General features: G+C 67.3%; 33 protein-coding genes. 17 read left to right on the forward strand and 16 right to left on the reverse strand.

The genetic code is table 11. The annotated features are described in order from the left end of the window. Nucleotides 1-18 precede the first annotated feature (18 nt). The 5 genes from VGV58_RS07755 to VGV58_RS07775 form a co-directional block, all read right to left on the reverse strand. The gene (locus tag VGV58_RS07755) at nt 19-1,077 is read right to left on the reverse strand and encodes an MBL fold metallo-hydrolase (RefSeq protein WP_326873389.1); all 1,059 of its coding nucleotides are present in this window, start codon (nt 1,075-1,077) and stop codon (nt 19-21) included. Nucleotides 1,078-1,130: 53 nt separating this feature from the next. Further along, nucleotides 1,131-1,730, reverse strand: coding sequence for a class I SAM-dependent methyltransferase (locus VGV58_RS07760; protein WP_326873390.1), 600 nt, complete (start codon nt 1,728-1,730; stop codon nt 1,131-1,133). Between the two features lie 10 nt (nt 1,731-1,740). Next, the gene (locus VGV58_RS07765) at nt 1,741-2,367 is read right to left on the reverse strand and encodes a LysE family translocator (RefSeq protein WP_326873391.1); all 627 of its coding nucleotides are present in this window, start codon (nt 2,365-2,367) and stop codon (nt 1,741-1,743) included. Between the two features lie 101 nt (nt 2,368-2,468). Beyond that, a complete protein-coding gene (locus VGV58_RS07770) occupies nt 2,469-2,888 on the reverse strand; it encodes a hypothetical protein (protein WP_326873392.1) in 420 nt (139 codons plus the stop codon). 68 nt (nt 2,889-2,956) lie between these two features. Further along, complete coding sequence (locus VGV58_RS07775; RefSeq protein WP_326873393.1) at nt 2,957-3,544, reverse strand: CAP domain-containing protein; 588 nt, start codon at nt 3,542-3,544, stop codon at nt 2,957-2,959. Between the two features lie 90 nt (nt 3,545-3,634). On the opposite strand from VGV58_RS07775, the gene VGV58_RS07780 reads away from it, so the two are divergent. From VGV58_RS07780 to trmD, 6 genes are all read left to right on the forward strand, one after another. Then, complete coding sequence (locus VGV58_RS07780; RefSeq protein ID WP_326873394.1) at nt 3,635-4,018, forward strand: YybH family protein; 384 nt, start codon at nt 3,635-3,637, stop codon at nt 4,016-4,018. Between the two features lie 233 nt (nt 4,019-4,251). Beyond that, nucleotides 4,252-5,820, forward strand: coding sequence for a signal recognition particle protein (ffh, locus tag VGV58_RS07785; RefSeq protein WP_326873395.1), 1,569 nt, complete (start codon nt 4,252-4,254; stop codon nt 5,818-5,820). A 30-nt stretch (nt 5,821-5,850) separates the two neighbouring features. Then, a complete protein-coding gene (gene rpsP, locus VGV58_RS07790; RefSeq protein ID WP_326873396.1) occupies nt 5,851-6,204 on the forward strand; it encodes a 30S ribosomal protein S16 in 354 nt (117 codons plus the stop codon). A gap of 166 nt (nt 6,205-6,370) precedes the next feature. Further along, entirely contained in the window at nt 6,371-6,892 is a 522-nt protein-coding gene (rimM, locus tag VGV58_RS07795; protein WP_326873397.1) for a ribosome maturation factor RimM, read from the forward strand. Then, complete coding sequence (locus VGV58_RS07800; RefSeq protein WP_326873398.1) at nt 6,876-7,553, forward strand: HAD family hydrolase; 678 nt, start codon at nt 6,876-6,878, stop codon at nt 7,551-7,553. Before rimM ends, VGV58_RS07800 begins: the two co-directional genes overlap by 17 nt. Nucleotides 7,554-7,556: 3 nt before the next feature. Continuing rightward, nucleotides 7,557-8,276 (forward strand): tRNA (guanosine(37)-N1)-methyltransferase TrmD, encoded by a 720-nt coding sequence (trmD, locus tag VGV58_RS07805; RefSeq protein ID WP_326873399.1) that lies wholly within the window; start codon nt 7,557-7,559, stop codon nt 8,274-8,276. A 99-nt stretch (nt 8,277-8,375) separates the two neighbouring features. On the opposite strand, the gene VGV58_RS07810 is transcribed toward trmD, so the two are convergent. From VGV58_RS07810 to VGV58_RS07835, 6 genes are all read right to left on the reverse strand, one after another. Continuing rightward, the gene (locus VGV58_RS07810; protein WP_326873400.1) at nt 8,376-8,795 is read right to left on the reverse strand and encodes a rhodanese-like domain-containing protein; all 420 of its coding nucleotides are present in this window, start codon (nt 8,793-8,795) and stop codon (nt 8,376-8,378) included. Between the two features lie 65 nt (nt 8,796-8,860). Next, nucleotides 8,861-9,460: a sugar O-acetyltransferase gene (locus tag VGV58_RS07815; protein WP_326873401.1), complete on the reverse strand. Its 600-nt coding sequence runs from the start codon at nt 9,458-9,460 to the stop codon at nt 8,861-8,863. Between the two features lie 49 nt (nt 9,461-9,509). Next, nucleotides 9,510-10,712 carry a pyridoxal phosphate-dependent aminotransferase gene (locus VGV58_RS07820; RefSeq protein WP_326873402.1) on the reverse strand — a complete coding sequence of 401 codons (1,203 nt, stop codon included), beginning with the start codon at nt 10,710-10,712 and terminating at the stop codon, nt 9,510-9,512. A gap of 134 nt (nt 10,713-10,846) precedes the next feature. Next, entirely contained in the window at nt 10,847-11,080 is a 234-nt protein-coding gene (locus VGV58_RS07825) for a hypothetical protein (protein WP_326873403.1), read from the reverse strand. 4 nt (nt 11,081-11,084) lie between these two features. Beyond that, the gene (locus VGV58_RS07830) at nt 11,085-11,315 is read right to left on the reverse strand and encodes a hypothetical protein (protein WP_326873404.1); all 231 of its coding nucleotides are present in this window, start codon (nt 11,313-11,315) and stop codon (nt 11,085-11,087) included. A 10-nt stretch (nt 11,316-11,325) separates the two neighbouring features. Continuing rightward, nucleotides 11,326-11,511 carry a hypothetical protein gene (locus VGV58_RS07835; protein ID WP_326873405.1) on the reverse strand — a complete coding sequence of 62 codons (186 nt, stop codon included), beginning with the start codon at nt 11,509-11,511 and terminating at the stop codon, nt 11,326-11,328. Between the two features lie 126 nt (nt 11,512-11,637). Between VGV58_RS07835 and VGV58_RS07840 the strand changes: the two genes are divergently transcribed. Further along, nucleotides 11,638-12,117: a YaiI/YqxD family protein gene (locus tag VGV58_RS07840; protein WP_326873406.1), complete on the forward strand. Its 480-nt coding sequence runs from the start codon at nt 11,638-11,640 to the stop codon at nt 12,115-12,117. Between the two features lie 5 nt (nt 12,118-12,122). On the opposite strand, the gene VGV58_RS07845 is transcribed toward VGV58_RS07840, so the two are convergent. Then, the gene (locus VGV58_RS07845) at nt 12,123-13,103 is read right to left on the reverse strand and encodes a hypothetical protein (protein WP_326873407.1); all 981 of its coding nucleotides are present in this window, start codon (nt 13,101-13,103) and stop codon (nt 12,123-12,125) included. Between the two features lie 200 nt (nt 13,104-13,303). Between VGV58_RS07845 and VGV58_RS07850 the strand changes: the two genes are divergently transcribed. From VGV58_RS07850 to VGV58_RS07860, 3 genes are all read left to right on the forward strand, one after another. Further along, nucleotides 13,304-14,278, forward strand: a complete 975-nt coding sequence (locus VGV58_RS07850; RefSeq protein WP_326873408.1) for a Bug family tripartite tricarboxylate transporter substrate binding protein — start codon at nt 13,304-13,306, stop codon at nt 14,276-14,278. A 166-nt stretch (nt 14,279-14,444) separates the two neighbouring features. Beyond that, the gene (locus VGV58_RS07855; RefSeq protein ID WP_326873409.1) at nt 14,445-15,749 is read left to right on the forward strand and encodes an NAD(P)H-dependent oxidoreductase; all 1,305 of its coding nucleotides are present in this window, start codon (nt 14,445-14,447) and stop codon (nt 15,747-15,749) included. A 103-nt stretch (nt 15,750-15,852) separates the two neighbouring features. Next, a complete protein-coding gene (locus tag VGV58_RS07860; RefSeq protein ID WP_326873410.1) occupies nt 15,853-16,971 on the forward strand; it encodes a PQQ-dependent sugar dehydrogenase in 1,119 nt (372 codons plus the stop codon). Nucleotides 16,972-16,974: 3 nt separating this feature from the next. Here VGV58_RS07860 and VGV58_RS07865 read toward each other — a convergent pair whose 3' ends face one another. The 4 genes from VGV58_RS07865 to VGV58_RS07880 form a co-directional block, all read right to left on the reverse strand. After that, nucleotides 16,975-17,277 carry a hypothetical protein gene (locus tag VGV58_RS07865; protein ID WP_326873411.1) on the reverse strand — a complete coding sequence of 101 codons (303 nt, stop codon included), beginning with the start codon at nt 17,275-17,277 and terminating at the stop codon, nt 16,975-16,977. 32 nt (nt 17,278-17,309) lie between these two features. Then, on the reverse strand, nt 17,310-18,071 hold the full coding sequence (locus VGV58_RS07870) for a class I SAM-dependent methyltransferase (protein ID WP_326873412.1): 762 nt from the start codon (nt 18,069-18,071) through the stop codon (nt 17,310-17,312). A 3-nt stretch (nt 18,072-18,074) separates the two neighbouring features. Beyond that, on the reverse strand, nt 18,075-18,431 hold the full coding sequence (locus VGV58_RS07875; protein WP_326873413.1) for a DMT family protein: 357 nt from the start codon (nt 18,429-18,431) through the stop codon (nt 18,075-18,077). A 160-nt stretch (nt 18,432-18,591) separates the two neighbouring features. Continuing rightward, the gene (locus tag VGV58_RS07880) at nt 18,592-18,852 is read right to left on the reverse strand and encodes a SemiSWEET family sugar transporter (protein ID WP_326873414.1); all 261 of its coding nucleotides are present in this window, start codon (nt 18,850-18,852) and stop codon (nt 18,592-18,594) included. 144 nt (nt 18,853-18,996) lie between these two features. Here VGV58_RS07880 and VGV58_RS07885 point away from each other — a divergent pair, with 144 nt between their 5' ends. From VGV58_RS07885 to VGV58_RS07915, 7 genes are all read left to right on the forward strand, one after another. After that, nucleotides 18,997-20,178 carry a lytic murein transglycosylase gene (locus VGV58_RS07885; protein ID WP_326873415.1) on the forward strand — a complete coding sequence of 394 codons (1,182 nt, stop codon included), beginning with the start codon at nt 18,997-18,999 and terminating at the stop codon, nt 20,176-20,178. A 68-nt stretch (nt 20,179-20,246) separates the two neighbouring features. After that, on the forward strand, nt 20,247-20,630 hold the full coding sequence (locus VGV58_RS07890; protein WP_326873416.1) for a RidA family protein: 384 nt from the start codon (nt 20,247-20,249) through the stop codon (nt 20,628-20,630). Between the two features lie 89 nt (nt 20,631-20,719). Beyond that, the gene (locus VGV58_RS07895) at nt 20,720-21,049 is read left to right on the forward strand and encodes a ribbon-helix-helix domain-containing protein (protein ID WP_326873417.1); all 330 of its coding nucleotides are present in this window, start codon (nt 20,720-20,722) and stop codon (nt 21,047-21,049) included. Between the two features lie 178 nt (nt 21,050-21,227). Further along, the gene (locus VGV58_RS07900) at nt 21,228-21,584 is read left to right on the forward strand and encodes a c-type cytochrome (protein WP_326873418.1); all 357 of its coding nucleotides are present in this window, start codon (nt 21,228-21,230) and stop codon (nt 21,582-21,584) included. Nucleotides 21,585-21,595: 11 nt separating this feature from the next. Continuing rightward, on the forward strand, nt 21,596-21,991 hold the full coding sequence (locus tag VGV58_RS07905) for a VOC family protein (protein ID WP_326873419.1): 396 nt from the start codon (nt 21,596-21,598) through the stop codon (nt 21,989-21,991). A 55-nt stretch (nt 21,992-22,046) separates the two neighbouring features. After that, nucleotides 22,047-22,589, forward strand: a complete 543-nt coding sequence (locus VGV58_RS07910) for a Twin-arginine translocation pathway signal (RefSeq protein ID WP_326873420.1) — start codon at nt 22,047-22,049, stop codon at nt 22,587-22,589. A 29-nt stretch (nt 22,590-22,618) separates the two neighbouring features. After that, nucleotides 22,619-24,187 carry a GMC family oxidoreductase gene (locus VGV58_RS07915; protein ID WP_326873421.1) on the forward strand — a complete coding sequence of 523 codons (1,569 nt, stop codon included), beginning with the start codon at nt 22,619-22,621 and terminating at the stop codon, nt 24,185-24,187. Nucleotides 24,188-24,251: the final 64 nt, after the last annotated feature.

A 24,251-nucleotide genomic window follows, 5' to 3' on the forward strand; every position in this document is an offset into this window, starting at 1 on the left:
TTCGGGAGCAGGCGCTCCTCACGCCTCCCACACCAGCCCAGGCCGCATCGGCCGGAAGCGCTCCTCGGGCAACCCGGCCTTTTCCAGCGCGATCGTGAGCGCCTCGGGCGGGCGGGTGACGCCTTCGTCGGTAAGCTGGAAGGTGCCCCAGTGATGGCCGAGCGCCTGCTCGGCCCGCAATGAGCGCATCACCTTGACCGCCTCTTCCGGGTTCATGTGGTTGTCGCTCATGAACCAGCGCGGCTCATAGGCGCCGATCGGCAGCGCCGCCAGCCGGAACGGGCCGTGCTCTTGACCGAGCTGTTCGTAGAGCGAGCCGTCATGATAGCCGGTGTCGCCGATATGGAAGAGCTTGCCGGCCGGCGTCTCGATCACGAAGGAACACCACAGCGCCATGCGCCGGTCGAAGGCGCCACGCGCCGACCAGTGATAGCTCGGCACAAGCGTGGTCGCGACCTTGTCCGATAATTCGAGCCGCGTGCCCCAGTCATGCGCCTCGGCCTGCATGCTCGCCTCGCGCGCCTTGACGATCACGTCGTTGCCGAGCGGCATGATCATGCGCGGGTTGTCGCGGGCATGGACCAGAGCCAGCGTTTCGACGTCGAGATGGTCGTAATGATTGTGCGTGACCAGCACGATATCGATCTTCGGCAGGTCGGCGAAGGCGACGCCCGGCGCGTTCACCCGCTTCGGCCCGAAGAAGGAGAACGGACTGGCGCGTTCGGAAAAGACCGGATCGACCAGGATGTTGAGGCCGGCGACCTGGTAGAGGAAGGAGGCGTGGCCGAGATGGACGACGCGCAAGCCTTCGACGCGCGCAGGCGGCTTGTCCTGCGGGGGCGCTTCGTAGTGCGCCGGGAAGACCTCGCGCTCGCGCTTCGAGAACTGCCAGCGCAGCACATCGGTCAAACCCTTGGTGACGGGCCGGCCGTCCGTGAAGATCAGGCCGTCGAAATGGTCGCTGACCGGACCCTGATAATAGGGGTTGCGCGAGCGCGCATAGGAGGCCCAGGCGAAGCCGGAGGAGCCGAGAAGGGCGGGGATGCCGAGGAGGCGCAGGAGCTTGCGGCGTGTCATGGCATAGTCAGGTTGTGCGCGGACCGCGCGGCGTCAAGGCCGCGCCTGTCGCTTCAAGACAACTTGATCGCCGTCGCGTGCAGCCAGCGTGTCGGCTCCTGGTCGTAACCGCCGCCCTGATCCTCCTCGATATCGATGCGGCTCCAGCGGCCCTCGCCATAGGCCGTACGCAGCCACGCGGCGTCCGGATAATTGTAATAGCGGCCGAAGCGGTCGCGGCCTTCCGCTTCGCCGGCCTTGTAGCTGGCATAGAAGACACCGCCCGGCCGCAACGCCCGATGCACCCTCGCGACGATGCCGGGCAGGGCGGGGCGCGGGACATGCAGCAGGCAGGCATTGGCCCAGACGCCATCGAAGGCAGCATCCGCCACGAGATCCTCGAACAGCAGCACCGAGACCGGCCGGCCGAGCCGCTTTTGCGCCTCAGCGGCGAGTTCGGGCGAGCCGTCGGTCGGGCTGACGTCGAGGCCGAGCGCGAGCAGGGCTTCGCTGTCCTGCCCGCCGCCGCAGCCGAGCTCGAGCGCCTTGCCCCTGGCGGGCAGTTGCCCGGCGAAGCGTCGCAGCCGCGCCTCGCCGAGTTCGCGGGCGCGCCCGGCATAGACTTCAGCCTCGGCCGCGTAGAAGCCGAGCGTATCCGCGTCGCGTCCGCTCATGCGTGATTCCTCAATTGCTGCCGGAGCGCACCGCGACGGTGGCGATGCCGGCGCCGATCAGCAGCGTGCCGCCGGCCTTGTTGAACAGGCCGATCGCGCGGGGATTGCCGACGAGGGCGCGGGCGCGCGAGGCGATCAGCGCGTAGCCGAAGGCGTTGGCGAAGGCGAGGGTGATGAAGGTCGCCTCGAAGATCAGCATCTGCGTCCAGAAGTCGGCCCGGGGGTCGAGGAACTGCGGCAGGAAGGCGACGAAGAAGGTGATGCTCTTCGGGTTCAGCGCCGTCACCAGCCAGGCGTGGCCGAGCATCTTCAGCGCCGAGCTCGCATCCCGGCGTGGCTCGGCATTCAGGCTGCCACCGGCGCGGAAGAGCTTGACGCCGAGATAGATCAGATAGGCCGCGCCGGCCCACTTCAGCGCGGTGAAGATCGCAGCCGAGGTCGCCAGCAACGCGCCGACGCCGAGCATGGACAGGGTCATCGCGGTGAAGTCGCCGAGCGCGACGCCGACCGCCATCGGCAAGGCGGTGCGCCAGCCCTGGCCTAGGGCATAGGAGATCACCAGCAGGATGGTCGGGCCGGGAATGACGAGGAGGACGGCGGTGGCCGCGGCGAAGGCAGCCCAGGCTTCGAAGGTCATGATGTGAAGGCTCCGCTAAAAACCAGAGCCATCACCAGAGCAGGGCGCTTGTAAAGCGGAAAATTCGGCGGCGCTCGGACGCCGCCGAATGTCGGGCCGCTTCAGCGGCCGGCGCCGTTGATGATGCGGCAGAAGGCGGTGCGGATGAAGGCTTCGTCGGAGACCTGGCCGTTCTGGAGTTGGTAGAAAATCTCGACGATGCTCCCGTTGCCGGCCTTGCGCGCGGTTCCCTGAAGGCGCTGCAGCCGGCCCGAACCGGCGCCGTCCTTGAAGCCCGTCACGGTCCCTTCCTCCTGGTCGACCGTGACGTTCGAAAAGCCTTCCGCGGCCATGCCGCGCTTCAGCCCGTTGAGCGCCTTGGCCGGAGCGGCCTTGACGATGCCGGAGGCGCGATAATTGATCCCGGTCAGGAAGGGCTCGCCGCCCGCCGCGAAGGTCTTCTCGCAGCTCTGGGCGAAGGCGCCGGTTGCGCCGGAGAGCAGGAACAGCGCGATCCCGGCACAGGCAATATTCGTCTTCATCGTTCTCAAATCCCATCTCAAATCGGCGGCGCCGATGGCGCCGCGCATTTGTCGATGTTTGTGCCGGTTTAGAGCGGCGCACCCCAGCGAAAGGTCGTCGTTCCGCTGCCGCGCACGGGCACCAGCGGTCCGGCAGACATCTCCTGCCGCTTCTCCGGCTCGCCGGCGAGCACCAGGGTCCACCAGGCGCCGTAGCGGGTCTGCGGGTTCTTCGCCAGCGCGAGGCCGATGCGCGTCGCCTGCGGCATGGAGAGGTTGGCCTCGTGGCCGGACGACTTCTTCCATCCGTCGAAGGCCTCTTGCGTCGAGTAATAGCCGGCGCCGAGATTTTCGGCGGCGCGCACCGTGTCGAGGCCGGCGGCGTTGACCCGGGAATTGAAGCTGCCGGCGGCGCCATGGGAGAGATCGTCGCTGGCCGCCATCGCATCGGACTGACGCTGAGCCATCGCGGTCAGCGTCGAATCGAGTCGAACTGGGCCGAGACCCTTGCCGGCGCGATAGGCGTTGAGGATGCGCAGCGCCTCGGCCGGGTCGGCTTTCACCGCGGCGAGGCGCTCCTGCCTGCGCGCGCTCGGCGCCGCGGTTTCGCGCTGTGCGCCGGCGCAGCCGGCCAGAAGCAGGGCGATCAGGAGGGCTGCACCCGAATGTCTTGTCATGCGATCGATCTCGGCGTTTGCTGTCGCCCGATGAGCCTGGGCTGGGAAAGTCGGGCGCGCTTAGCGCAGCCTCCGCCGGGAGAAAAGCCCATGAGCGATGACGAACAGGCGATCCGTGAGCTCGTCGAGACCTGGATGAGCGCGACCAAGGCGGGCGACGCCGAGACCGTACTTGGCCTGATGAGCGACGACGTCGTCTTCATGGTTCTGGGCGCCGAACCCTTCGGCAAGGAGGCCTTCGCCGCCGCGCTCAAGGGTATGGGGATGATGACGATCGAGGGCCGCAGCGACATCCATGAGCTCGCAGTGCTCGGCGACATCGCCTATCTGCGCAACCAGATCGAGATGACGGCGACCGCGCCGGACGGCAAGGCCACCCGCCGCTCCGGCTGGACGCTGACCATCCTGCGCAAGGGAGCGGACGGGCGTTGGCGGCTCTCCCGGGACGCCAATCTGCTGACGACGCAGGCGTAAGGCGGGCTCTCGTTTCGTGCGCGAGCTTGACTTTCGCCGCATTTGTCCGCTTTAACGCGCGCATTCGTTTCGCCGACATCGCCGAAACCTCATCCGCCGACCGGGCCGCTCGCTGAGCTGCCATGAGCCCGGAGGTCAACGCCCGACAGCGCGTCTGCGCCCTCGGGCGCGAAACCGTTTGGCGGATAGCGTAGGTGGTGTCGACTTCTTGAGGCCAGGCAAAGCAGGACCGCATGTTCGGCACGCTGAGCGAAAAACTCTCCGGCATCCTCTCGGGCCTGACCCGCAGGGGCGCGCTGACCGAGGACGACGTCAACGCCGCGCTGCGCGAGGTGCGCCGGGCGTTGCTCGAAGCCGACGTCGCGCTCGAGGTCGTCCGCTCTTTCACCGACAAGGTGCGCGAGCGCGCCGTCGGCGCCGAGGTGCTGAAGTCGGTCACGCCTGGCCAGCAGGTCATCAAGATCGTCAACGACGTCCTGATCGACACGCTCGGCGGCGACGGCGAGGGCATCACCTTCGATGCCGTGCCGCCGGTGCCGATCCTGATGGTCGGTCTGCAGGGCTCCGGTAAGACGACCTCCACGGCCAAGATCGCCAAACGCCTGACCGACCGGGACAAGAAGAAGGTCCTGATGGCCTCGCTCGATACGCGCCGCCCGGCCGCGATGGAGCAGCTCGCCATCCTCGGCAAGCAGGTCGGTGTCGAGACGCTGCCGATCGTCGCCGGCCAGAGCGCCGTGCAGATCGCGCGGCGCGCCGTCGAGGCCGGCAAGCTCGGCGGCTACGACGTCGTCATGCTCGACACCGCCGGCCGCGTCACGCTCGACGAGGCGCTGATGGCCGAGGTCGCCGAGGTCAAGGCGGCGACCAATCCCCATGAAGTCCTGCTCGTCGCCGACGCGCTGACCGGCCAGGACGCGGTCAACACGGCGCGTGCCTTCGACAGCCGCGTCGGCCTGACCGGCATCGTGCTGACCCGCATGGACGGCGATGGCCGTGGCGGCGCCGCGCTCTCGATGCGCGCCGTCACCGGCAAGCCGATCAAGCTCGTCGGCACCGGCGAGAAGACCGATGCGCTCGAGGACTTCCATCCCTCGCGCGTCGCCAACCGCATCCTCGGCATGGGCGATATCGTCGGCCTGGTCGAGAAGGCGGCGGCCACCGTCGATGCCGACAAGGCGCAGGCGCTGGCCCAGCGTCTCGCCAAAGGCAATTTCGATCTCGGCGACCTGCGCACCCAGCTCCAGCAGATGGAGAAGATGGGCGGTCTCGGCGGGCTGATGGGCATGCTGCCCGGCATGGCGCAGATGAAGAACCAGATCGCCAACGCCAAGATGGACGACAAGGTCATCGCCCGGCAGATCGCGATCATCAATTCGATGACGGCGGCCGAGCGCAAGAACCCCGACCTGCTCAAGAACAGCCGCAAGAAGCGCATCGCCGCCGGCTCCGGCACCTCGCCCGAGGCGATCAACAAGCTGCTCAAGATGCACCGCCAGATGGCGGACATGATGAAGCAGATGGCCCGCCAGAAGGGCGGCATGCTCGGCAAGCTCGGCAGCATGTTCGGGCTCGGCGGCGGTGGCATGCCGGCCGGCATGCCCGACCCCTCGAAGATGGATCCGGCCCAGCTCGCTGAACTGCAGAAGCAGCTCGGCGCCGGCGGCGGCCTGCCTTCGCTGCCTCCGGGCGGCTTCCCCGGTCTGCCCAAGGGCGTCACCCCGCCCGCCGGCATGATGCCGAAATTGCCCGGCCTCGGCGGCATGCCCGGCCTCGGCAACAACCCGTTCAAGAAGAAGTAGTTTTACCACTCACCCAAAGGAAGAAGACCCATGTCCCTCAAGATCCGCCTGACCCGTGGCGGCGCCAAGAAGCGCCCGTACTACCGCATCGTCGTCGCCGACGCCCGCTCGCCGCGCGATGGCCGCTTCATCGAGAAGATCGGCGCCTACGATCCGATGAAGGCCAAGGACTCGCCGGAGCGCGTCGTGCTCGACCTCGAGAAGGCCAAGGCCTGGCTCGCCAAGGGCGCCCAGCCGACCGACCGCGTCCTGCGCTTCCTCGACGCTGCCGGCGTGTCCAAGCGCCCGGCCCGCAACAACCCGAACCAGGCTGTTCCCGGCGACAAGGCCAAGGAGCGCGCCGAGAAGAAGGCCGAGAAGGCCGCGGCCCCCGCGGCTGAGTGAGCTGCGTGAGCCTCTCCCGTCATGGTCGGGCTTGTCCCGACCATCCACGTCTTTCCCGATGCAACGCGGTGTTCGAGACGTGGATGCTCGCCACAAGGGCGAGCATGACGAACTGGAGAGGCGTTGTAGCCTTGCGGTCTGACGGTCTGTCCCGGAAGGGCAATCGATGAGCGATGACCTCGTCCTGCTCGGCATCGTCGGCGCGCCGCATGGCGTGCGCGGCGAGGTCCGGATCAAGACCTTCACGGCCGATCCGCTGGCGCTCGCCGAATACGGCCCGCTCGTCGACGAGAAGGGCCGGCGCTTCGAGATCGCCGACATCCGCCCCGCCAAGGAAGTGGTCGTCGCCCGGCTCAAGGGCGTGACCAGCCGCGAGGCGGCCGAGCTCCTGAACGGCGTGAAGCTCCATATCGAGCGCTCGCGCCTGCCGGCGCCCGAGGACGAGGACGAGTTCCTGCAAGCCGACCTCGTCGGCTGCAGCGTCATCGGGCCGGATGGCGCCACTCTCGGAACTGTCACCGCCGTCGCCAACTACGGCGCCGGCGACCTCATCGACATCGAGACGCCGGATGGCCGCTCGGTGCTGATGCCGTTTACCAAGGCCTACGCGCCGCGCATCGACATCGCGGCCAAGCGCATCGAGGCCCTGCCTCCCGCCGGTCTGTTCGAGGATGACGATGCTGCCTGAGACGCCGGCCAAGGGCCTGATCTTCGACATGGACGGCACCATCGTCGACAATATGCGCTACCATGACGACGCCTGGGAGGTCTGGTACCGCAAATACGGCCTGCCCTTCGAGCGTGCGACCTTCTCGGCACGCACCGCCGGCATGGCGATCTCCGACATCATCGGCCCGCATTTCCCCGGCGCCGACGCCGCCGAGCTCGACCGGCTCGGCGAGGAGAAGGAAGAGCTCTACCGCGAGGTCTACGGCCCGCTGGTCAAGCCGCTCGGCGGACTGATCGACCTGCTCGACCGGGCGCGCGATCATTCGGTCCCGATGGCGGTCGGTACCGCCGCCGCCCCGCCGAACATCGCCCTGATCCTCGATACGCTGTCCCTGCGCCAACGCTTCGCCACCATCGTCTCGCCGAGCCAGGGCTATCCCGGCAAGCCGCATCCCGACATGTTCCTGGCGGCGGCCGAGCGCATGGGCGTTGCCCCTGCCGACTGCATCGTCTTCGAGGATGCGCCGAACGGCGTCGAGGCGGCCCGCCGCGCCGGCATGCGCGCTGTCGCGGTGCTGACCATGCTGCCGGCCGCGGCCTTCACCGCTTTCGACAACGTCATCGCCAGCGTCGATGACTATGCGAGGCTGGACGGGCATCCGGCGCTGCGCTTTGCTTGAGCGATGGCATTTCGCGCCTCGGTCCTGACCCTCTATCCCGAGATGTTCCCCGGCCCGCTCGGCGCCTCGCTGGCCGGCGAGGGCTTGCGTACCGGCCTCTGGTCGCTGGAGGCGCACCAGATCCGCGAGCATGGCATCGGCCGTCATCGCAATGTCGACGACACGCCGGCCGGCGGCGGCGCCGGCATGGTGCTGCGTTGCGACGTGCTGGCGGCGGCGATCGATGCCGCGGTTCCGGCTGATGATGCCCGCCCGCGCCTGCTGATGTCCCCGCGCGGCCGGCCGCTCAGCCAGCGCATGGTGCGGGACTATGTCGCCGGCGAGGGCGTCGTCATCGTCTGCGGCCGCTTCGAGGGCGTCGACGAGCGCGTGATCGAGGGCCGCGGCCTGACCGAGGTTTCGGTCGGCGACTACATTCTCTCCGGCGGCGAGATGGCCGCCATGGTGCTGCTCGACGCCTGCGTGCGCCTGATTCCCGGTGTGATGGGCAAGGAAGCCTCCGGCACCGAGGAGAGCTTCGAGAACGGCCTGCTCGAATACCCCCACTACACCCGCCCACGCGAATGGGAGGGCAGGGGCCTGCCCGAGGCGCTGCTTTCCGGTGATCATGCTCGAATCGCGAGGTGGCGGCGCGAGCAGGCGGAGCGGATTACGCGGGAGAGAAGGCCGGACCTCCTGAATCCTTCTCCCCTCGGGGGAGAAGGTGGCAGCGCGAAGCGCTGACGGATGAGGGAAGGGTCGCGTCAGCGGCCCTTTTTCGTCTCACCCAGTCACACGGCCCTCATCCCCTGCCGGACCTTCTCCCCCGAGGGGAGAAGGAGCCTACGGCACCGTCACCGGCAGGCCTTCCGCCAGCCAGCCCTTGTCCCTGGGGTTGCCAAGCAGGCCGCCGCGGACGTCGACCAGATTCGTCCAGCCGCGTCCGGCGAGCGTCTTCTGCAAGGTAGAGGTCCGATTGCCGGTCCGGCAGATCAGCGCGATCGGCTTGCCGGGATGGTCGAGCTTCAGCGCTGCCAGCCTGACCTCGAAGGCGCTGCCGGTCATGTCGAGCTTGATCGCGCCCTCCGGCACGCCGGTATCGGCCCATTCATCGGGCGTGCGGATGTCGACGAGGACGAGCTTGCCGGCCTTTGCCGCCTCATGCGCCTCGCTGACTGAGAGAGAGGGCAGCGCCGTCTGCGCCTCGGCGCGCACCGATAGCGAGAATAAGGCGGCGAGCAGCAGGAGCGCACGGCGATTCATGCTTGAGCGATACTCCCAAGGCATGGGCCGCTGCAATTCACGAGGTCCGGAAACACCGGCCATGCTCAGGCACGCGTCGAGCGAAACCCGGTCCTGTCCGCCTCTGTGATCGCGCGCAGCACCTTGCAGGGCACGCCGGCCGCGATCACCCCGGCCGGAACATCGCGCGTCACCACGCTGCCGGCGCCGATGATGGCGTCGTCGCCGATGGTGACGCCCTGGTTGATCTGGACGCCGCCGCCGACCCAGACCCGGTTGCCGATCGTCACCGGCCTGGCATAGCAGCCACCGGCGACGCGCTCGGCGGGGTCGATGGCGTGGTTGGCGGTATAGATGCCGACGCGAGGGCCGAGCAGGACGTGGTCGCCTATGGTGATCGGCGCGCCGTCGAGCATGACGCAGTCGAAATTGGCGTAGAAGCTGCGGCCGATCGAGATGTTGAAGCCGAACTCGCAGCGGAGATTCGGCTCGAAATGGGCGCCGGGGCCGACCTCGCGCAGGACGGCGCGCAGCAGCGCCTCGCGCTCGGCCTGCGGCTGGCCGAGGCTGCGATTATAGGCGTCGGTCAGGGTGACGGCCCGCGCCCGCGCCGCGATCAGCTCGATCGTGAGATCGTCATACATGCGCCCCGACAGCATCAGGGCGCGCTGGTCTTCGAGTGTCATCGCGGATCAGGGCGAGGCCGGCAGACGAGCCGCCGGCCTCTGTCCAATCTCAGCGCAGCTCGGCGCAGAAGCGCTGGATGCGGCGGCAGGCCTCTTCCAGCTTCTCGTCCGAGGTGGCGTAGGAGATGCGGAAGTTCGGGCCGAGGCCGAAGGAGGAGCCGTGCACGGCCGCGACTGCCTCGTTCTCCAGGAGGCCCATGACCAGGTCTTCGTCGGTCTCGATCTTCTTGCCGTTCGGCAGCGTCTTGCCGATCAGCTCCGAGCAGTCCGGATAGACGTAGAAGGCGCCTTCCGGCGTCGGGCACTTCAGGCCGCGGGTCTGGTTCAGCATGGAGACGACGAGGTCGCGCCGGCGCTCGAACGCCTTCTTGAACACCGGGATGTGCTCCTGCGTGCCGTCGAGCGCCTCGACCGCGGCCCATTGCGAGATCGCCGAGGTGCCCGAGGTCTGCTGGCCCTGGACGAGGTCCATGGCGTTGATCAGGTGCTGCGGGCCCGCAGCGTAGCCGATGCGCCAGCCGGTCATGGCATAGGACTTCGAGACGCCGTTCATGGTCAGCGTCCGCTCGTACAGGCCGGGCTCGACCTGCGCCGGGGTGACGAACTTGAAGTCGCCATAGACCAGGTGCTCGTACATGTCGTCGGTGAGGATCCAGACATGCGGATGGCGCATCAGCACGTCGGTCAGCGCCTTCATCTCGGCGTGCGTGTAGGCGGCGCCCGACGGGTTCGACGGCGAGTTCAGGATCAGCCACTTGGTCTTCGGCGTGATCGCGGCTTCGAGATCGGCCGGCTGGAGCTTGAAGTTGTTCTCGAGGCGCGCCTCGCAGAAGGTCGGCGTGCCCCCGCAGAGTGCGACCATCTCGGGATAGCTGACCCAGTACGGCGCGACGCAGATGACTTCATCGCCGGGGTTCAGCGTGGCGAGCAGGGCGTTGTAGATGACGTGCTTGCCGCCGGTGCCGACGATGGTCTGGCTGGCCTTGTAGTCGAGGCCGTTCTCGCGCTTCAGCTTGCGGGTGATCGCCTCGCGCAGCTGCGGGATGCCGGCGACCGGCGTGTACTTCGTCTCGCCGCGGCGGATGGCGGCGATCGCCGCTTCCTTGATATTGTCCGGCGTGTCGAAATCGGGCTCGCCGACGGAGAGCGAGATCACGTCCTTGCCCTGCGCTTTCAGGTCGCGCGCCTTCTGCGTGATGGTGATGGTCGCAGACGGCTTCACGCGCTTCAGGGCGTCGGCAAGGAAAGCCATGATCCAGATCTCCGGGAGAACAATGGCGCCCGTCGCGGGCGCGGGGCGTGGTTTAGGCCCCCGGGCCCAGCACTGCAAGCGACAGTGCTTGATATCGGCCAGAAACGACAGGAATGGCAGAAGGCCGCCCCGGCTCAGGCGGCCTCGCGCAGGCGCTCGCGCCGACGCCGCACCGTCGCCACTGCGACGACATTCCAGCGCGGCCGCCCGAAGCAGGGAAAGCCGCGCCGGTTGAGGCGGCGGGCGATGTCGGCGGGGTCGGTGATGCCGACCTCGACGAGCTGATCGATCAGCGCGCCGGCAGCCTCCAGGAAAATGGCGAGCAGCGCCCTGTCGAGGTCGCGGCCCGCCTTGTCGCTGGTGGGCATGCCCTCAATGGACGCCCATGCCATAGCTCGGCTCGACTCCGTTCGGGGAGATCAACACGGCATTGGGATGGCCGCCCTCGGAGAGGGCGAAGCGCACCGCCTCCTTCTGGTTGCGAAAGATGCCCTCGCTGCGGCCCTCAAGGTCGCGCGCGACCCAGAAGCCGTGGCTCGACTGGCCGACCAGGAAGAGATGGCTCTCGCCGGTGAGCGGCTGCAGCGGCTTGGATTGTCCCATGATGGCGCTCTCAGTTCGGCAGGGCGAACCAGGCGCGCAGGCCGATGAAGGCTGCGGCGGCCAGTGCGAACACGGCGAGCGCAACCATCTCGGCGCAAAGGATTCCGACGATCGGGCGGCGGCTGGCGACGCTGTCATAGACGGCGCGGGCGCGGCGCTGCTGGCTGGTGCGGAACAGGGAAGTGTTCATCGACATATCGACCTCCATCGATGCCGATGATGTAGGTCCGGCCCCGATAAGGCCGCCATGCGGAAGGCACTTCGGCGCATAAGGCCGGCATAAAGGCTTGCGCAGGGGCCGCGCGGCTGCGATGCCGGCGCCATGGACGCTCCCGCCAACATCATCGCGATCTATATCGACGCCGACGCCTGCCCGGTGAAGCCGGAGGTCTATCGCGTCGCCGAGCGGCATAGGCTCAAGGTCTTCGTCGTCGCCAACAGCTTCATGCAGGTGCCGCGCGAGCCCTGGATCGAGCGCGTCGTCGTGCCCGGCAATTTCGATGCGGCCGATGACTGGATCGCCGAGCGCGCCGGCCGTGGCGCGATCGTCATCACCGCTGACATCCCGCTGGCCGATCGCTGCATCAAGGCTGGTGCGGACGTGATCGGCCCGACCGGCAAGCCCTTCACCGAAGCTTCGATCGGCATGGCGCTGGCGACACGCGACATGATGGAAGACCTGCGCGCCATGGGCAGCGTCAGCGGCGGCCCGAAGCCGTTCTCGCAGAAGGACCGCTCGGCCTTCCTGCAGGCGCTGGACGTCGCGGTGCAGCGCCTGAAGCGGGCGGGGTTCTCCGCTTAGCTGAGTTAGGGAACCTGTCCCGGCTGCAGAAGCTTGGGCAGGAAGCCCGCAGCCAGCAGCAGCCGCTTCTGACGCGCGGACACTTCGTTCATGCTGCGGCGGAAATGGATCCTGTGCACATACATCCAGCCGAGCTTCATCGGGGTCTGCCGGCGCAGGCGCGAAAGCCACGGCGTGGCGTCATGATCCGTCACGACGGTCCCGCCGCCCATGATCGAATAATATCGCCCGAGCGTCCGGCCGTATTGCGCAGTGTCCTGCTGAGCTCTGGGAAGGGTGAGCGCATAGGACCGATCGATGTGGTCGAACACTGTTGATCCGGGGTTGCGGAGCCAGTGGCCGACCTCGTGCGCGGCCGCGAACTGCCCGGTCTTCCCGCCGATCCCGCGTGCCCGTCCCGCCCTGAAATTGTGCTCCCCGAACTGGACGCTTTCGTCGGTGATGCGGGTCATGCGATCCCGGAAACTCGCGCCCGGATTGGCCAGATGCGCGACCTCGATGATGGCATGGCTGCCCGCACCGGTCGGCTGCAGATCGATCTCGAGCACACCGGCGACATGCGCCGGCACCTTGGGATTGCCGATCAATTGCCAGAAGTCGGCATCGCTCAGGCTGTCTCCATTCTCTGTCGGGAGAAACACCATCTGGTTGTTCCAGACGGTCTCGACGATCTGCTTGAAGCGCTTGGTGAAATCCTGCCATTCGCTGGTGAGCCAGCTGCGGCAGGGCACGGGTTGGCCGCCGGCGTCAACGACGCTGCCGCGTTTGAAGTCGGCCTCGCTCGCGGCCAGATGGGACGGAGGGAGCGGTCCCGCAGGCGCCCCCGGAAGGTTGGAGGCATGGCGGCTTCTCGCCCACGCTGTCGAAGGGTCGAGGGGAATGAGCGTCACCTTCAACCTGATGCGAAGCTGCGCGGGTTGTCCTGTTCCCGCGCGGTCGAAGAACGAGTCGTAGTTCGGCTCGAGGATGAAGGGCCGGATCGCCATTGGGTCACCTGCGCGTTGCGAGCAGATTGGAGCGGAAAAGTCTCGCTCAAGGCACGGCTATCGGCGCCAGCCTAGCAGTAGTGGCACGACAGCGCCACGCTGTGCGTGCGATGAGTCGCGGGCGGCTGGACGAATTGGGACGTTGCCCCTAATCCTGCCGCGAAAGCCCGTCTCCCAAGCGGGCTCCCGGGAGGAAATCCATGTCGCTGACCCGCCGTTCCACGCTCGGCCTCGTTGCCGGCGCCGTCTTCGCTCCGGCCATCGTCCGGGCGCAGAGCTATCCGTCGAAGCCGATCACCCTGGTCGTGCCCTATCCCGCTGGCGGGCCGACGGACGCGATCGCGCGCTTCGTCGCGCAGGACCTTTCCACCTCGATCGGCCAGAACGTCATCGTCGACAACCGGGCCGGCGCCTCGGGCGCGGTCGGCACTCGCGCCGTCGCGCATGGCGCGGCCGACGGCCACACCTTCATCTTCGGCAACAACCAGACGCACGGGAACAACATGTTCCTGCTGAAGGAGCCGGGCTATGACGCGGTCAAGGATTTCGCGCCGGTCGCCGGCGTCGGCGCCTTCGAGCACGCCTTCGTGGTGCGCAACGACCTGCCGGCCAAAAACATCAAGGAGCTGATCGCCCTCGCCAAGGCCGATCCGGGGAAGCTCAACTACGGCTCGACCGGGGTGGGCTCCGGCTCGCATCTCGCCATGGAGCTGTTCATGCAGCGCACCGGCATCAAGATGACGCATGTGCCGTTCCGCGGCGCGGCGCCGCTGGTGCAGGAGATCATCGGCGGGCGCATCGACATTGCCAATTCGACGTTGCCGTCCGTGCTGGAGCAGATCAATGCCGGCACGCTCAGGGCGATCGCGCTGGCGAGCCCGGAGCGCAATCCGCGCGCCAAGGATATCCCGACCCTGCGCGAACAGGGCGTGACCGACGCCGACGCTGATAGCTGGGCCGCCTTCTTCGCTCCCGCCGCGACGCCGGCGCCGGTCCTCGACACGTTGTCCAAGGCCGTGCTGGCCTCGCTCGCCAAGCCGGCGATCGCCGAGCAGATCCTCAAGCTCGGCTTTACCCTCAAGGTCCGCGATCCCGCCGCCTTCCGGCCCTATCACCAGCAGGAAATCGCGACCTGGGAAAAGATCATCAAGGACGCCGGCGTGAAGCCGGAGTGAGCCCGAAGCACTTCTTGAGCTAACCTCCTCCGTCATGGTCGGGCTTGTCCCGACCATCCACGTCTTCCTTTCCGCAGCGCGGCGTTCAAGACGTGGATGCTCGCCACAAGGGCGAGCATGACGGGTAGGTCGCGCCCTTGGGATCGACGTTGAAGGACCACCGCCCATGAACCTGATGCCCAAGCTCGCTGCCCGCGCCGAGGCCGGACGCCCCGTCCGCTGCGCCCTGATCGGCGCCGGCAAGTTCGGCTCGATGTTCCTGGCGCAGGTGCCGCATATCGAGGGGCTGGAGGTCGCGGCGATCGCCGATCTCGATCCCGAGCGGGCGAAGAATGCCTGCCGCACCGTCGGCTGGGACGAGGCCCGCATCGCTGCCACGCGTTTCGTCGATAGCGGCGTCACGGCGGCGGAGATGGACGGCGTCGAGGTGGTGATCGAGGCAACCGGGCACCCCGCCGCCGGCGCCCGCCATGCACTCGCCGCGATTGCGGCCGGACGCCATGTCGTCATGGTCAATGTCGAGGCCGATGTGCTGGTCGGACCGGTGCTGGCGGCCAAGGCGAAGGCGGCGGGCGTGGTCTATTCCATGGCCTATGGCGACCAGCCGGCGCTCGTCGCCGAGATGGTCGACTGGGCCAGAGCCACCGGCTTCACCGTCGCGGCCGCCGGCAAGGGCACCAAGTACCTGCCGGCCTATCACCGCGTCACGCCGGACGAGGTCTGGGGCCACTACGGGCTGACACCGGAGGCGGCGAAGGCCGCCGGCATGAACCCGCAAATGTCCAACTCCTTCCTCGACGGCACCAAATCGGCGATCGAGATGGCGGCGATCGCCAATGCCAGCGGGCTCGACGTGCCGGAGGACGGGCTGGCCTTCCCGCCGTGTGGCGTCGACGATCTCGCCCATGTCCTGCGGCCGAAGGCGGTTGGTGGCCAGCTCGACCATGACGGCATGGTCGAAGTCGTCTCCTCGCTGGAGCGCGATGGGCGGCCGGTCTTCCGCGACCTGCGCTGGGGCGTCTATGTCGTGCTGAAGGCGCCGAACCCCTATGCCGCCGCCTGTTTCAAGCAATACGGTTTGCCGACCGATTCCACCGGCCTCTATGCCGCGATGTACAAGCCCTTCCACCTGATCGGGCTCGAGCTCTCGCTCTCGGTGCTGAACGCGGCCTTGCGCGGCGAGCCGACCGGCACGACCAAAAGCTGGCGCGGCGATGCGGTCGCGACCGCCAAGCGCGACCTCAAGGCAGGTGAGATGCTGGACGGGGAGGGCGGCTACACCGTCTACGGCAAGCTGATGCCGGCCGCCGCCAGCCGCGCGGCGAAGGCGCTGCCGATCGGGCTGGCACATGGCGTGGCTTTGAAGCGCGACGTCGCCGCCGGCTCGGTCGTCACCAGTGCCGACGTTGCGCTCGATGAAACCTCGCAGATCGTCTCACTTCGGCGTGAGCTCGAAGCAACCAGCGCCTGAATCGTGCATTCTTCCCGAAGCGCTCGCTCCGTCTCGCACGGGCTGGCGCCGTGCTGCCGTCATGAAGCGGCGGCAGGCTACGCGACTGGTTTGGGAGTTCTGCATGCGGTTCGCTTTCATCGCCCTCGTTCTGGCCCTCGCGGCAGCACCGGCCGCGGCCCAGCAGCGCTACCCGTCCAGCGCCGGCGAGCTTGCTGTCGAGACGGTGGCGAGCGGGTTGGAGAATCCCTGGAGCCTCGCCTTCCTGCCGGATGGGCGCATGCTGGTGACCGAGCGGCCGGGCCGCCTGCGGTTGGTCGGCGCCGACGGCAAGCTCTCGGCGCCGATCTCGGGCGTTCCCAATGTCGTGGCGCGCGGGCAGGGCGGCCTGCTCGATGTCGTGCTCGACCCGAACTTCGCCCAGAATCGCTATCTCTACCTCTCCTTCGCCGAGCCGCGCGCCAACGGCAACGGCACCAGCGTCGCCCGTGCCAGGTTGAGCGCCAACGGCAACGCGCTGGAGGGCCTCAGCGTGGTCTTCCGGCAGATGCCGACGATCGCCAGCAACATGCATTTCGGCTCGCGGCTGGTCTTCGACCGGACCGGCGCGCTCTTCGTCACCGTCGGCGACCGCTACAGCCAGCGCGACCAGGCGCAGAACCCGGAGAACCATCTCGGCAAAATCCTGCGCATCAAGCCCGAGGGTGGCACCCCTGCCGACAATCCGAAGAAGCCCGGTTGGCAGCCGGAGATCTGGTCGATCGGCCACCGGAACGTGCAAGGCGCCGCTCTCAACCCGCAGACCGGCCAGCTCTGGACGGCCGAGCACGGCGCGCGCGGCGGCGACGAGATCAACACGCCCAAGGCCGGCCTCAACTATGGCTGGCCCGTCATCACCTACGGCATCGACTATACCGGGGTGAAGATCGGCGAAGGCACGTCGAAACCCGGCATGGAGCAGCCGTTGTTCTATTGGGATCCGTCGATCGCGCCGTCGGGCGCCGCCTTCTATACCGGCGACAAGTGGCCGGCCTGGAAGAACTCGCTCTTCGTCGGCGCGCTCGCCGGCCAGCTGCTGGCGCGGCTTTCGACCGATGGCGAAAAGGTCACCGGGGAGGAGCGCCTGCTGACCAATCTCGGCGAGCGCATCCGCGACGTCCGGCAAGGGCCGGACGGCTTTCTCTATCTGCTCAGCGACGACTCTAACGGCAAAATCCTGCGGGTCAGACCTGCAGCGCGCTGAGGCTCACGGCCCGCAATCCCACTCACGCTCGACGACGAAGACCTTGCGGGTCGCAAGATGCCCGTTCGTGTCGTAGAGGTCGCCGACATAGTATTCGGTGCCGGCGGCGTCGCGCACGCTGCGGTCGACCTGCAGCGACCAGCCATAGCCGACCCGGTTTCCGCCCTTCCAGTCACGATGCAGATTGCCGGTCGAGGCCGAGGCGAGGATGCGGGCGCGCTCGTCGCTCGGCGAGCAGGTCGGTCCGGCGAGGGCTGCGCCGGACAGGGTGGCAAGGCAAAGGGCGAGCGTCATCGGCTTGAGCAAGGCAGGCATCCTTCGGGAGAAACCGAGCAGAATCAGGTGATCTCGGCGAGCCGCGTATCGAGCGACAGAACGAGGCACCAATGTGGCTCGAAGTCGGCGCCCAGCGGCCAGATCTGCTCCTTGAAGACCGACAGCATGACCGCCTGATAACGCTCGAACCAGTCGCGCTGGCAAAGCACGAACTTGGTCGCGCCGACAATGGTCTCTCGGTCGATGATGCACAGCGGAACGATGCCGGGGTTGGCGGCAAGATAATCCTGCACCGCGACCATCAAGGTCGGGTAGCCCGGATGCAGCATGTCGTCGAGCACGATCAGCCCGCCCTCGGCGAGGCAGGCGGTGGCGAGTGCAAGGTCCTTGCTCAGGGCGGCGCGCGAATGCTCGCCATCGATATGGATGAAGCGCAGCTTGTCGCCGCCGGCATGGCCGATCAGTTCGGCCGGCGACATCGCCCCGGCATCGGCCTTGATCGTGACGCGGCGCTCGGGCGCGATGCCGTGCTTCAGGCAGTTCGCCTCGAAGCGATCCTTCACCTCGGGGTTCGGCCATTCGAAGATGTCGATGCCGAGAGCGATCTCGCCGGGTTCGAGCGCATGCGCCAGCGCGATGAAGAAACGCCCCTCGAAGGCGCCGATCTCGGCGATCGGTCCGGAGACGCCTTGCTCCGTCTGCAATCGCAGCAGCCGCGCGCAGACCGCAGCCGCAAAGCGGGAGGACATGCCGACGACGCGCTCATAACCGTCGGCGAGATAGGCCTCGACGGCGGGGTGGCCGGAATGCGGGATCGGCGCCATCGCTCAGGCTTTGGCGTGGAAGATGAAGAAGGCGCCGGCCGCGATCAGCGCAAAACCGATCGCATGGTTCCAGGTCAATTGCTCCTTCAGCCAGAACACCGAGAAGCCGGCGAAGACGCAGAGCGTGATCACCTCCTGCATCGTCTTCAGCTCCGCCGCCGAATAGACGCCGGAGCCGATCCGGTTGGCCGGCACGGCGAGCATGTATTCCGGCAGCGCGATCATCCAGCTCGCCAGGATCGCCAGCCAGATCGCCGTGCTCTTGTAGGAGAGGTGGCCGTACCAGGCGAAGGTCATGAACACGTTCGAGCCGATCAGCATGCCGATCGGCAGGAGATGGGCGGCGCTGAGAGCTGGCATGATGACATCCGGTGGAGTTGGGCCGTCATTCCGGACAAGCGACGTCAGCCGCGCAGCTCCGGAATCCATCGTAGAGCGCCGTTCCCTACGATGGATTCCGACGCTCCGCTACGCTGCGGCAGGAATGACGGAGCTTTTTTGGCTGCCTGACCGCCTGTCGTTAGCCGTAGCGCAGCTTCATCGTCAGGATGATCAGCACCAGCGCGAGTGTCACGGTGTTGGCGCCGATCAGCGGCCAGGAGGCGATCAGCACGCCATAGATCAGCCAGAGCACGATGCCGGTGGCGAACAGCGCCTGCGTCCACAATGAGATGCCGCTGGTGTCGCGGGTGCGGATCGTCTGCCAGGCCTGCGGCAGCCAGCAGAAGGTGGTGAGCAGGGCGGCGCAGAAGCCGAGCGCTTCGATGGCGGCGGTGGACATGCGAGCCTGCGGCGATTCGCGCGGGGAGGAGAGCGCACAAGACATAGCCGGTTTCGGCGTTCTGCGCTCGGCAGGCGTCGCATGGTTAACCTCCGTTAACCGCAGCGCCCTAGTTTTGCGTCAATCCTGCGATTCGGTGGACTTATGCGCACATTGATCCTGGCCTTGCCTCTCGTCCTCGCTGCCGCGACCGCGGCCCGGGCCGATTTCGATTCCTGCGTCGCCGGCCTGCGTTCGGCCGCGGCCGCCAAGGGCGTCTCCGGCGCCACCTTCGACCGTGCCATGGCGGGCGTCACGCCCGACATGAAGGTGATCGAGGCGATGAACAACCAGCCCGAGTTCAAGACACCGATCTGGGACTATCTCGGCACACTGGTCGATGACGAGAAGGTTGCTGAAGGGCGCTCGATGATGCGCCAGCACGCCTCGACGCTGGCCGCCGCCGAACAGCGCTTCGGCGTCGACCGCCACACGATCGCAGCGGTCTGGGGCGTCGAGAGCGATTTCGGCAAGGCGCGGGGCAAGATGCCGCTGGTCCAGGCGCTCTCGACCGGGGCCTGCCTGGCGCCGCGCCGCAACGCTTTCTTCAAGGGCGAATTGATCGCCACCCTGCAGATCATCCAGCGCGGCGACGTCCGCCCCGAGCGGCTGTTCGGCTCCTGGGCCGGCGCCTTCGGCCACACCCAGTTCATCCCCTCGACCTATATGCGGCTCGCGGTCGACGGTGATGGCGACGGCCGGCGCGACCTCGTCGATTCCATTCCCGATGCGCTGCACTCGACCGCCAATTTCATGGCCAAGGCCGGCTGGGTCACCGGCGAGACCTGGGGCTACGAGGTCCGCGTGCCCGGCGGCTATTCCGGTGGGACGGGACGCAATCCGAAGCGCCCAGTGTCGCATTGGGCGAGCCAGGGCATCGTCAAATTCGACGGCTCGGCCCTGTCCGGCTCCGGCAATGCCGGCCTGCTGATGCCGGCCGGCCGCAACGGCCCGGCCTTCCTCGTCTTCAAGAACTATGACGCTGCCTACAGCTACAACGGCGCCGACTCCTACGCCCTTGCGATCTCGCTGCTCTCAGACCGCCTGCGCGGCCGGCCGGGCGTGCAGGGCGACTGGCCGACCGACGACCTGCCGCTCTCGCGCGAGCAGCGCCGCGAATTGCAGCGCCTCCTGATCCAGCGCGGCTACAATGTCGGCGAGCCCGACGGCGCGGTCGGCGCGCTGACGCGGGCGGCGATCAAGGAGATCGAGGGCAAGATCGGCATGCCGCAGACCGGCCGCCCCGGCGAGAAGGTCCTGCGCGCGCTGAAGGGCGGGCGGGTCTGACGCAGGAAACGGGTGGGCTACGGTCGATCCGTTCGGCAGAGGGCAGGGCTCATCCTCGGAGCCCCGCCATGACCCGTCGTCTCATCTCCACCGGCTCGCCCTTCGAGCGCGCCTTCGGCTATTCGCGCGCCGTCGTCGATGGCGATCTCGTCTTCGTCTCCGGCACCACCGGCTACGACTACGCCACGATGACGCTGCCGGAAGACGCCGCCGAGCAGGCGCGCAACATCTTCCGCACGCTCGAGGCGGTGCTGGTTGAAGCCGGATCCAGCCTCGCGCAGGTGGTGCGGGCGCAGTATTTCGTCACCGATCGCGGCTATTGCGAGCCGGTGCTGGCCGTTTGCGGTGAGGTCTTCCGCGAGATTCGGCCGGCGGGAGGCATGTACATCGTTGCCGGCCTGCTCAAGCCGGAGATGAAGGTCGAGATCGAGGTCACCGCGCGGCTCGCCTGAGACAGCGTGTTCGCCCGGAGAGGTTTACAGCGCTCCGTACCGAGGCCATCCTGCCCCCAAGGCGACCAAACGCCGTCAGGGAGGTGACCATGTGCCGGATCTTCTCGGCCCAGACCGCCGATCGCTATGCCTATCAGACGCGCTCGATCCGGCTCGGCGGACATGCGACCTCGATACGGCTCGAAGCGGCCTTCTGGGACATTCTCGAAGAGATAGCGTTGATGCAGGGCGTCACCCTCGGGCGGTTCCTGAGCAAGCTCCATGACGAGGTGCTGGAGTTCCAGGAGGAGACGATGAACTTCACCTCGCTCCTGCGCTGCGCCTGCCTGACCTACCTGTCCGACGTGCGTGGCCAGGAAGAGGATAGCGAGCGGCTGCGACGTGATGCCGTGCAGGCTTTCCACACCGCGGCCGAGTAGGAAGCGACCTTCCTCTTACTCTTTCGAATTGTAGTAGTCCTATACTACCCGCGCCTTCCGAAGCGCTCCTAAGCTCTCTCGACCTTAACCGAAGAGGTCGAGAGCATTGCCTTCAGGGTCCGTCGACCGCGCCCCGCTTTGGCGTCGCGCGCCTGCCTGCCTGCCGACCGCTATCGCGGTGCTGGGACTTTACGGCCTTGCCGCCCTTGCCGCGCAAGAGGTCGATCTGGCCAAGGCCAAGGCGCAGTTCCTGTCGAGCTGCGGTGTCTGCCACACCGCCGAGAAGGGCGGGTCCAATCGCCAGGGCCCGAACCTGCATGACGTCGTCGGCAAGCCGGCCGCTGTTCGCGGCGACTTCAAGTTCTCAGAACCGCTGAAGAGTTCCGGCTTCACCTGGGACGAGGCGACGCTCGACCGCTGGATCGAGGATGCCGCGGCGATGCGGCCGGGCACCACCATGGCCTACCGCCAGCGCGACGCCGAGCGACGCAAGCTCGTCATCGCCTATCTCAAGACCCTGACAGAGCCGAAATAGGAGCTGCGCTCGTGGCCAAAGCCATCCACATGATGATCCGCGTGCTCGACGAGGAGCGCTCGCGCGCCTTCTACGAGACCGCTTTCGGCCTGACTGTGGCTGACCGCTTCGACTTCGACGGCTTTGCGCTGGTCTATCTGCGCAACGCCGAGGCCGATTTCGAAGTCGAGCTGACCATCAACCACGACCGTCGGGAGCCCTATGCGCTCGGCGACGGCTACGGTCACGTCGCCTTCGCGGTCGAGGATCTCGACGCCGAGCATGCCCGCCTCGTCGCGGCCGGCCTGGTCCCCAATCCGATCAAGGAATTCCATCGCGAGGGTGCGCTGCTCGCCCGCTTCTTCTTCATCCAGGACCCCGACGGCTACAAGATCGAGGTCCTCCAGAAACACGGCCGCTACCGCTAGCGCACTCGCAACAACGGCGCAGCGGAGAAACGCGCCGGACAAACGGGAGGACACCATGGCCAGACTGAACGAAGCCGCGCCGGCGGTGACGATGGACCGTCGCCGCTTCATCGCCGGGACGGGCGCCGCCGCGATCGCGATTTCCGGTGGCGCGTTGATCCATGCCGGAGAAGCCTGGGGGCTCGAGGTCAAGGCGCTTAAGCCTGAGACGATGCTCACGCTGATCAAGCTGGCGCGCGACATCTATCCGCACGACCGGCTGGCCGACCGCTTCTACGCCGTCGCGATGAAGCCTTATGACGAGAAGGCGGCCAAGGACGCAGCCGCCAAGGCCGATACCGAGCGGGCCGTTGCCGAGCTCGATGCGCTCGCCCGGAAGCAGCACAAGCTGCCCTACGCGCAGGTCGGCTGGGAGAGCCAGCGGGTGAACCTGCTGCGCGTCATCCAGAAGGGCAAGTTCTTCCAGGGCGTTCGCGGGAGCCTCGTCGTCGCGCTCTACAACCAGCCCGAGGTTTGGCCGCTGTTCGGCTACGAGGGCGAGAGCGCCTCGAAGGGCGGCTACATCGCCCGCGGCTTCGGCGACATCACCTGGCTCTGAGACAACGAAGAACTGCGGAGGAAACAGCCATGGCTGCGACATTCGATCTGAATGATGATTCCGTCGTCGTTGTCGTCGGATCCGGCGCCGGCGGCGGCACGCTCGCCACCGAGCTCGCGCTCAAGGGCATCAAGGTGGTCTGCCTGGAGGCGGGCAAGCGCCACGAAATCGAGGACTTTCTCAACGACGAATGGGCCTCCTTCACCCAGCTCGCCTGGACCGACATGCGCACGACCTCGGGCTCCTGGCGGGTGGCGCGCGATTTTGCCAACTTGCCGGCCTGGATCGTCAAGGCTGTCGGCGGCTCGACGACACACTGGGCCGGCGCCTCGCTGCGCTTCCAGCCGCATGAGTTCAAGGCGCGCAGCACCTATGGTGCGCTCAAGGGCGCGAACCTGCTCGACTGGCCGGTCGACCTCGCCGAGATGGCGCCCTGGTATGCCAAGGCCGAGGACCGGATGGGCGTGACCCGTACCAACGGCATTCCCGGCTTGCCCGGGAACAACAATTTCAAGGTGCTGGAGAAGGGCGCCCGCGCCATCGGCTACAAGGAGGTCAACACCGGCCGGATGGCGATCAACTCCGAGCCTCGCGACGGCCGCGGCGCCTGCCAGCAGATCGGCTTCTGCTTCCAGGGCTGCAAGTCCGGCGCGAAATGGTCGACGCTCTATGCCGAGATCCCGAAGGGGGAGGCGACCGGCAAGCTCGAAGTGAGGCCGGAATCCTTCGTCCAGAAAATCGAGCACGATGCCTCGGGCAAGGTCACCGGCGTGGTCTATCTCGACGGCAAGGGCGTACAGCAGCGCCAGAAGGCGCGGATCGTCGCTGTCGCCGGCAACTCGATCGAGAGCCCGCGCCTGCTGCTGAACTCGGCCTCGAACCTGTTCAAGGATGGGCTCGCCAACTCCTCGGGCCAGGTCGGCCGCAACTACATGCGTCACATGACCGGCTCGGTCTACGGCGTCTTCGACAAGCCTGTCAGGATGTGGCGCGGCACGACCATGGCGGGGATCGTCCAGGACGAGGCGCATCACGACACCAAGCGCGGCTTCGTCGGCGGCTACGAGCTGGAGACGCTCTCGATCGGCCTGCCCTTCATGGCCGCCTTCCTCGATCCCGGCTCATGGGGGCGCGAGTTCACCACCGCGCTCGATTCCTATGAGAACATGGCGGGCATGTGGATCGTCGGCGAGGACATGCCGCAGGAGAGCAACCGCATCACCCTGTCCGACAAGAAGGACAAGGGCGGCATGCCGGTCGCCAACGTGCATTTCGACGACCACCCAAACGACATCGCCATGCGCAACCATGCTTACAAGCAGGGCGCAGCGATCTATGGTGCGGTCGGGGCGACGCGGACCTTCCCGACCACGCCCTATCCCTCGACCCACAACCTCGGCACCAACCGCATGTCCGAGAAGGCGCGGGACGGCGTCGTCAACAAGTTTGGCCAGAGCCACGACATCAAGAACCTGTTCGTCTCGGACGGCAGCCAGTTCACCACCGGCGGCGCCGAGAACCCGACGCTGACCATCGTCGCGCTGGCGCTGCGCCAGGCCGACTACATCGAGAAGCAGATGGCGCAGAAGGCCGTCTGAGGTCTCGCCCTTATTCGGAGATTCGCGGCCGGGTTCGCCGCGATCCCCGGATGCGATGCCCGGC

The sequence above is a fragment of the Allobosea sp. genome (assembly GCF_035944895.1).
Taxonomy (GTDB): Bacteria; Pseudomonadota; Alphaproteobacteria; order Rhizobiales; family Beijerinckiaceae; genus Allobosea.

What these genes read in the sequence shown, in the direction of transcription:
- VGV58_RS07775 (WP_326873393.1), bottom strand. Translation starts at nt 3,544, where the DNA reads ATGACAAGACATTCGGGTGCAGCCCTCCTGATCGCCCTGCTTCTGGCC.
- VGV58_RS07820 (WP_326873402.1), bottom strand. Translation starts at nt 10,712, where the DNA reads ATGGCTTTCCTTGCCGACGCCCTGAAGCGCGTGAAGCCGTCTGCGACC.
- VGV58_RS07770 (WP_326873392.1), bottom strand. Translation starts at nt 2,888, where the DNA reads ATGAAGACGAATATTGCCTGTGCCGGGATCGCGCTGTTCCTGCTCTCC.
- VGV58_RS07875 (WP_326873413.1), bottom strand. Translation starts at nt 18,431, where the DNA reads ATGCCAGCTCTCAGCGCCGCCCATCTCCTGCCGATCGGCATGCTGATC.
- VGV58_RS07845 (WP_326873407.1), bottom strand. Translation starts at nt 13,103, where the DNA reads ATGGCGATCCGGCCCTTCATCCTCGAGCCGAACTACGACTCGTTCTTC.
- VGV58_RS07760 (WP_326873390.1), bottom strand. Translation starts at nt 1,730, where the DNA reads ATGAGCGGACGCGACGCGGATACGCTCGGCTTCTACGCGGCCGAGGCT.
- VGV58_RS07810 (WP_326873400.1), bottom strand. Translation starts at nt 8,795, where the DNA reads ATGAATCGCCGTGCGCTCCTGCTGCTCGCCGCCTTATTCTCGCTATCG.
- VGV58_RS07825 (WP_326873403.1), bottom strand. Translation starts at nt 11,080, where the DNA reads ATGCCCACCAGCGACAAGGCGGGCCGCGACCTCGACAGGGCGCTGCTC.
- VGV58_RS07755 (WP_326873389.1), bottom strand. Translation starts at nt 1,077, where the DNA reads ATGACACGCCGCAAGCTCCTGCGCCTCCTCGGCATCCCCGCCCTTCTC.
- rimM (WP_326873397.1), top strand. Translation starts at nt 6,371, where the DNA reads ATGAGCGATGACCTCGTCCTGCTCGGCATCGTCGGCGCGCCGCATGGC.
- VGV58_RS07860 (WP_326873410.1), top strand. Translation starts at nt 15,853, where the DNA reads ATGCGGTTCGCTTTCATCGCCCTCGTTCTGGCCCTCGCGGCAGCACCG.
- VGV58_RS07885 (WP_326873415.1), top strand. Translation starts at nt 18,997, where the DNA reads ATGCGCACATTGATCCTGGCCTTGCCTCTCGTCCTCGCTGCCGCGACC.
- VGV58_RS07835 (WP_326873405.1), bottom strand. Translation starts at nt 11,511, where the DNA reads ATGTCGATGAACACTTCCCTGTTCCGCACCAGCCAGCAGCGCCGCGCC.
- VGV58_RS07850 (WP_326873408.1), top strand. Translation starts at nt 13,304, where the DNA reads ATGTCGCTGACCCGCCGTTCCACGCTCGGCCTCGTTGCCGGCGCCGTC.
- VGV58_RS07840 (WP_326873406.1), top strand. Translation starts at nt 11,638, where the DNA reads ATGGACGCTCCCGCCAACATCATCGCGATCTATATCGACGCCGACGCC.
- trmD (WP_326873399.1), top strand. Translation starts at nt 7,557, where the DNA reads ATGGCATTTCGCGCCTCGGTCCTGACCCTCTATCCCGAGATGTTCCCC.
- VGV58_RS07890 (WP_326873416.1), top strand. Translation starts at nt 20,247, where the DNA reads ATGACCCGTCGTCTCATCTCCACCGGCTCGCCCTTCGAGCGCGCCTTC.
- VGV58_RS07880 (WP_326873414.1), bottom strand. Translation starts at nt 18,852, where the DNA reads ATGTCCACCGCCGCCATCGAAGCGCTCGGCTTCTGCGCCGCCCTGCTC.
- VGV58_RS07830 (WP_326873404.1), bottom strand. Translation starts at nt 11,315, where the DNA reads ATGGGACAATCCAAGCCGCTGCAGCCGCTCACCGGCGAGAGCCATCTC.
- rpsP (WP_326873396.1), top strand. Translation starts at nt 5,851, where the DNA reads ATGTCCCTCAAGATCCGCCTGACCCGTGGCGGCGCCAAGAAGCGCCCG.
- VGV58_RS07895 (WP_326873417.1), top strand. Translation starts at nt 20,720, where the DNA reads ATGTGCCGGATCTTCTCGGCCCAGACCGCCGATCGCTATGCCTATCAG.
- VGV58_RS07910 (WP_326873420.1), top strand. Translation starts at nt 22,047, where the DNA reads ATGGCCAGACTGAACGAAGCCGCGCCGGCGGTGACGATGGACCGTCGC.
- ffh (WP_326873395.1), top strand. Translation starts at nt 4,252, where the DNA reads ATGTTCGGCACGCTGAGCGAAAAACTCTCCGGCATCCTCTCGGGCCTG.
- VGV58_RS07915 (WP_326873421.1), top strand. Translation starts at nt 22,619, where the DNA reads ATGGCTGCGACATTCGATCTGAATGATGATTCCGTCGTCGTTGTCGTC.
- VGV58_RS07855 (WP_326873409.1), top strand. Translation starts at nt 14,445, where the DNA reads ATGAACCTGATGCCCAAGCTCGCTGCCCGCGCCGAGGCCGGACGCCCC.
- VGV58_RS07870 (WP_326873412.1), bottom strand. Translation starts at nt 18,071, where the DNA reads ATGGCGCCGATCCCGCATTCCGGCCACCCCGCCGTCGAGGCCTATCTC.
- VGV58_RS07815 (WP_326873401.1), bottom strand. Translation starts at nt 9,460, where the DNA reads ATGACACTCGAAGACCAGCGCGCCCTGATGCTGTCGGGGCGCATGTAT.
- VGV58_RS07800 (WP_326873398.1), top strand. Translation starts at nt 6,876, where the DNA reads ATGACGATGCTGCCTGAGACGCCGGCCAAGGGCCTGATCTTCGACATG.
- VGV58_RS07765 (WP_326873391.1), bottom strand. Translation starts at nt 2,367, where the DNA reads ATGACCTTCGAAGCCTGGGCTGCCTTCGCCGCGGCCACCGCCGTCCTC.
- VGV58_RS07780 (WP_326873394.1), top strand. Translation starts at nt 3,635, where the DNA reads ATGAGCGATGACGAACAGGCGATCCGTGAGCTCGTCGAGACCTGGATG.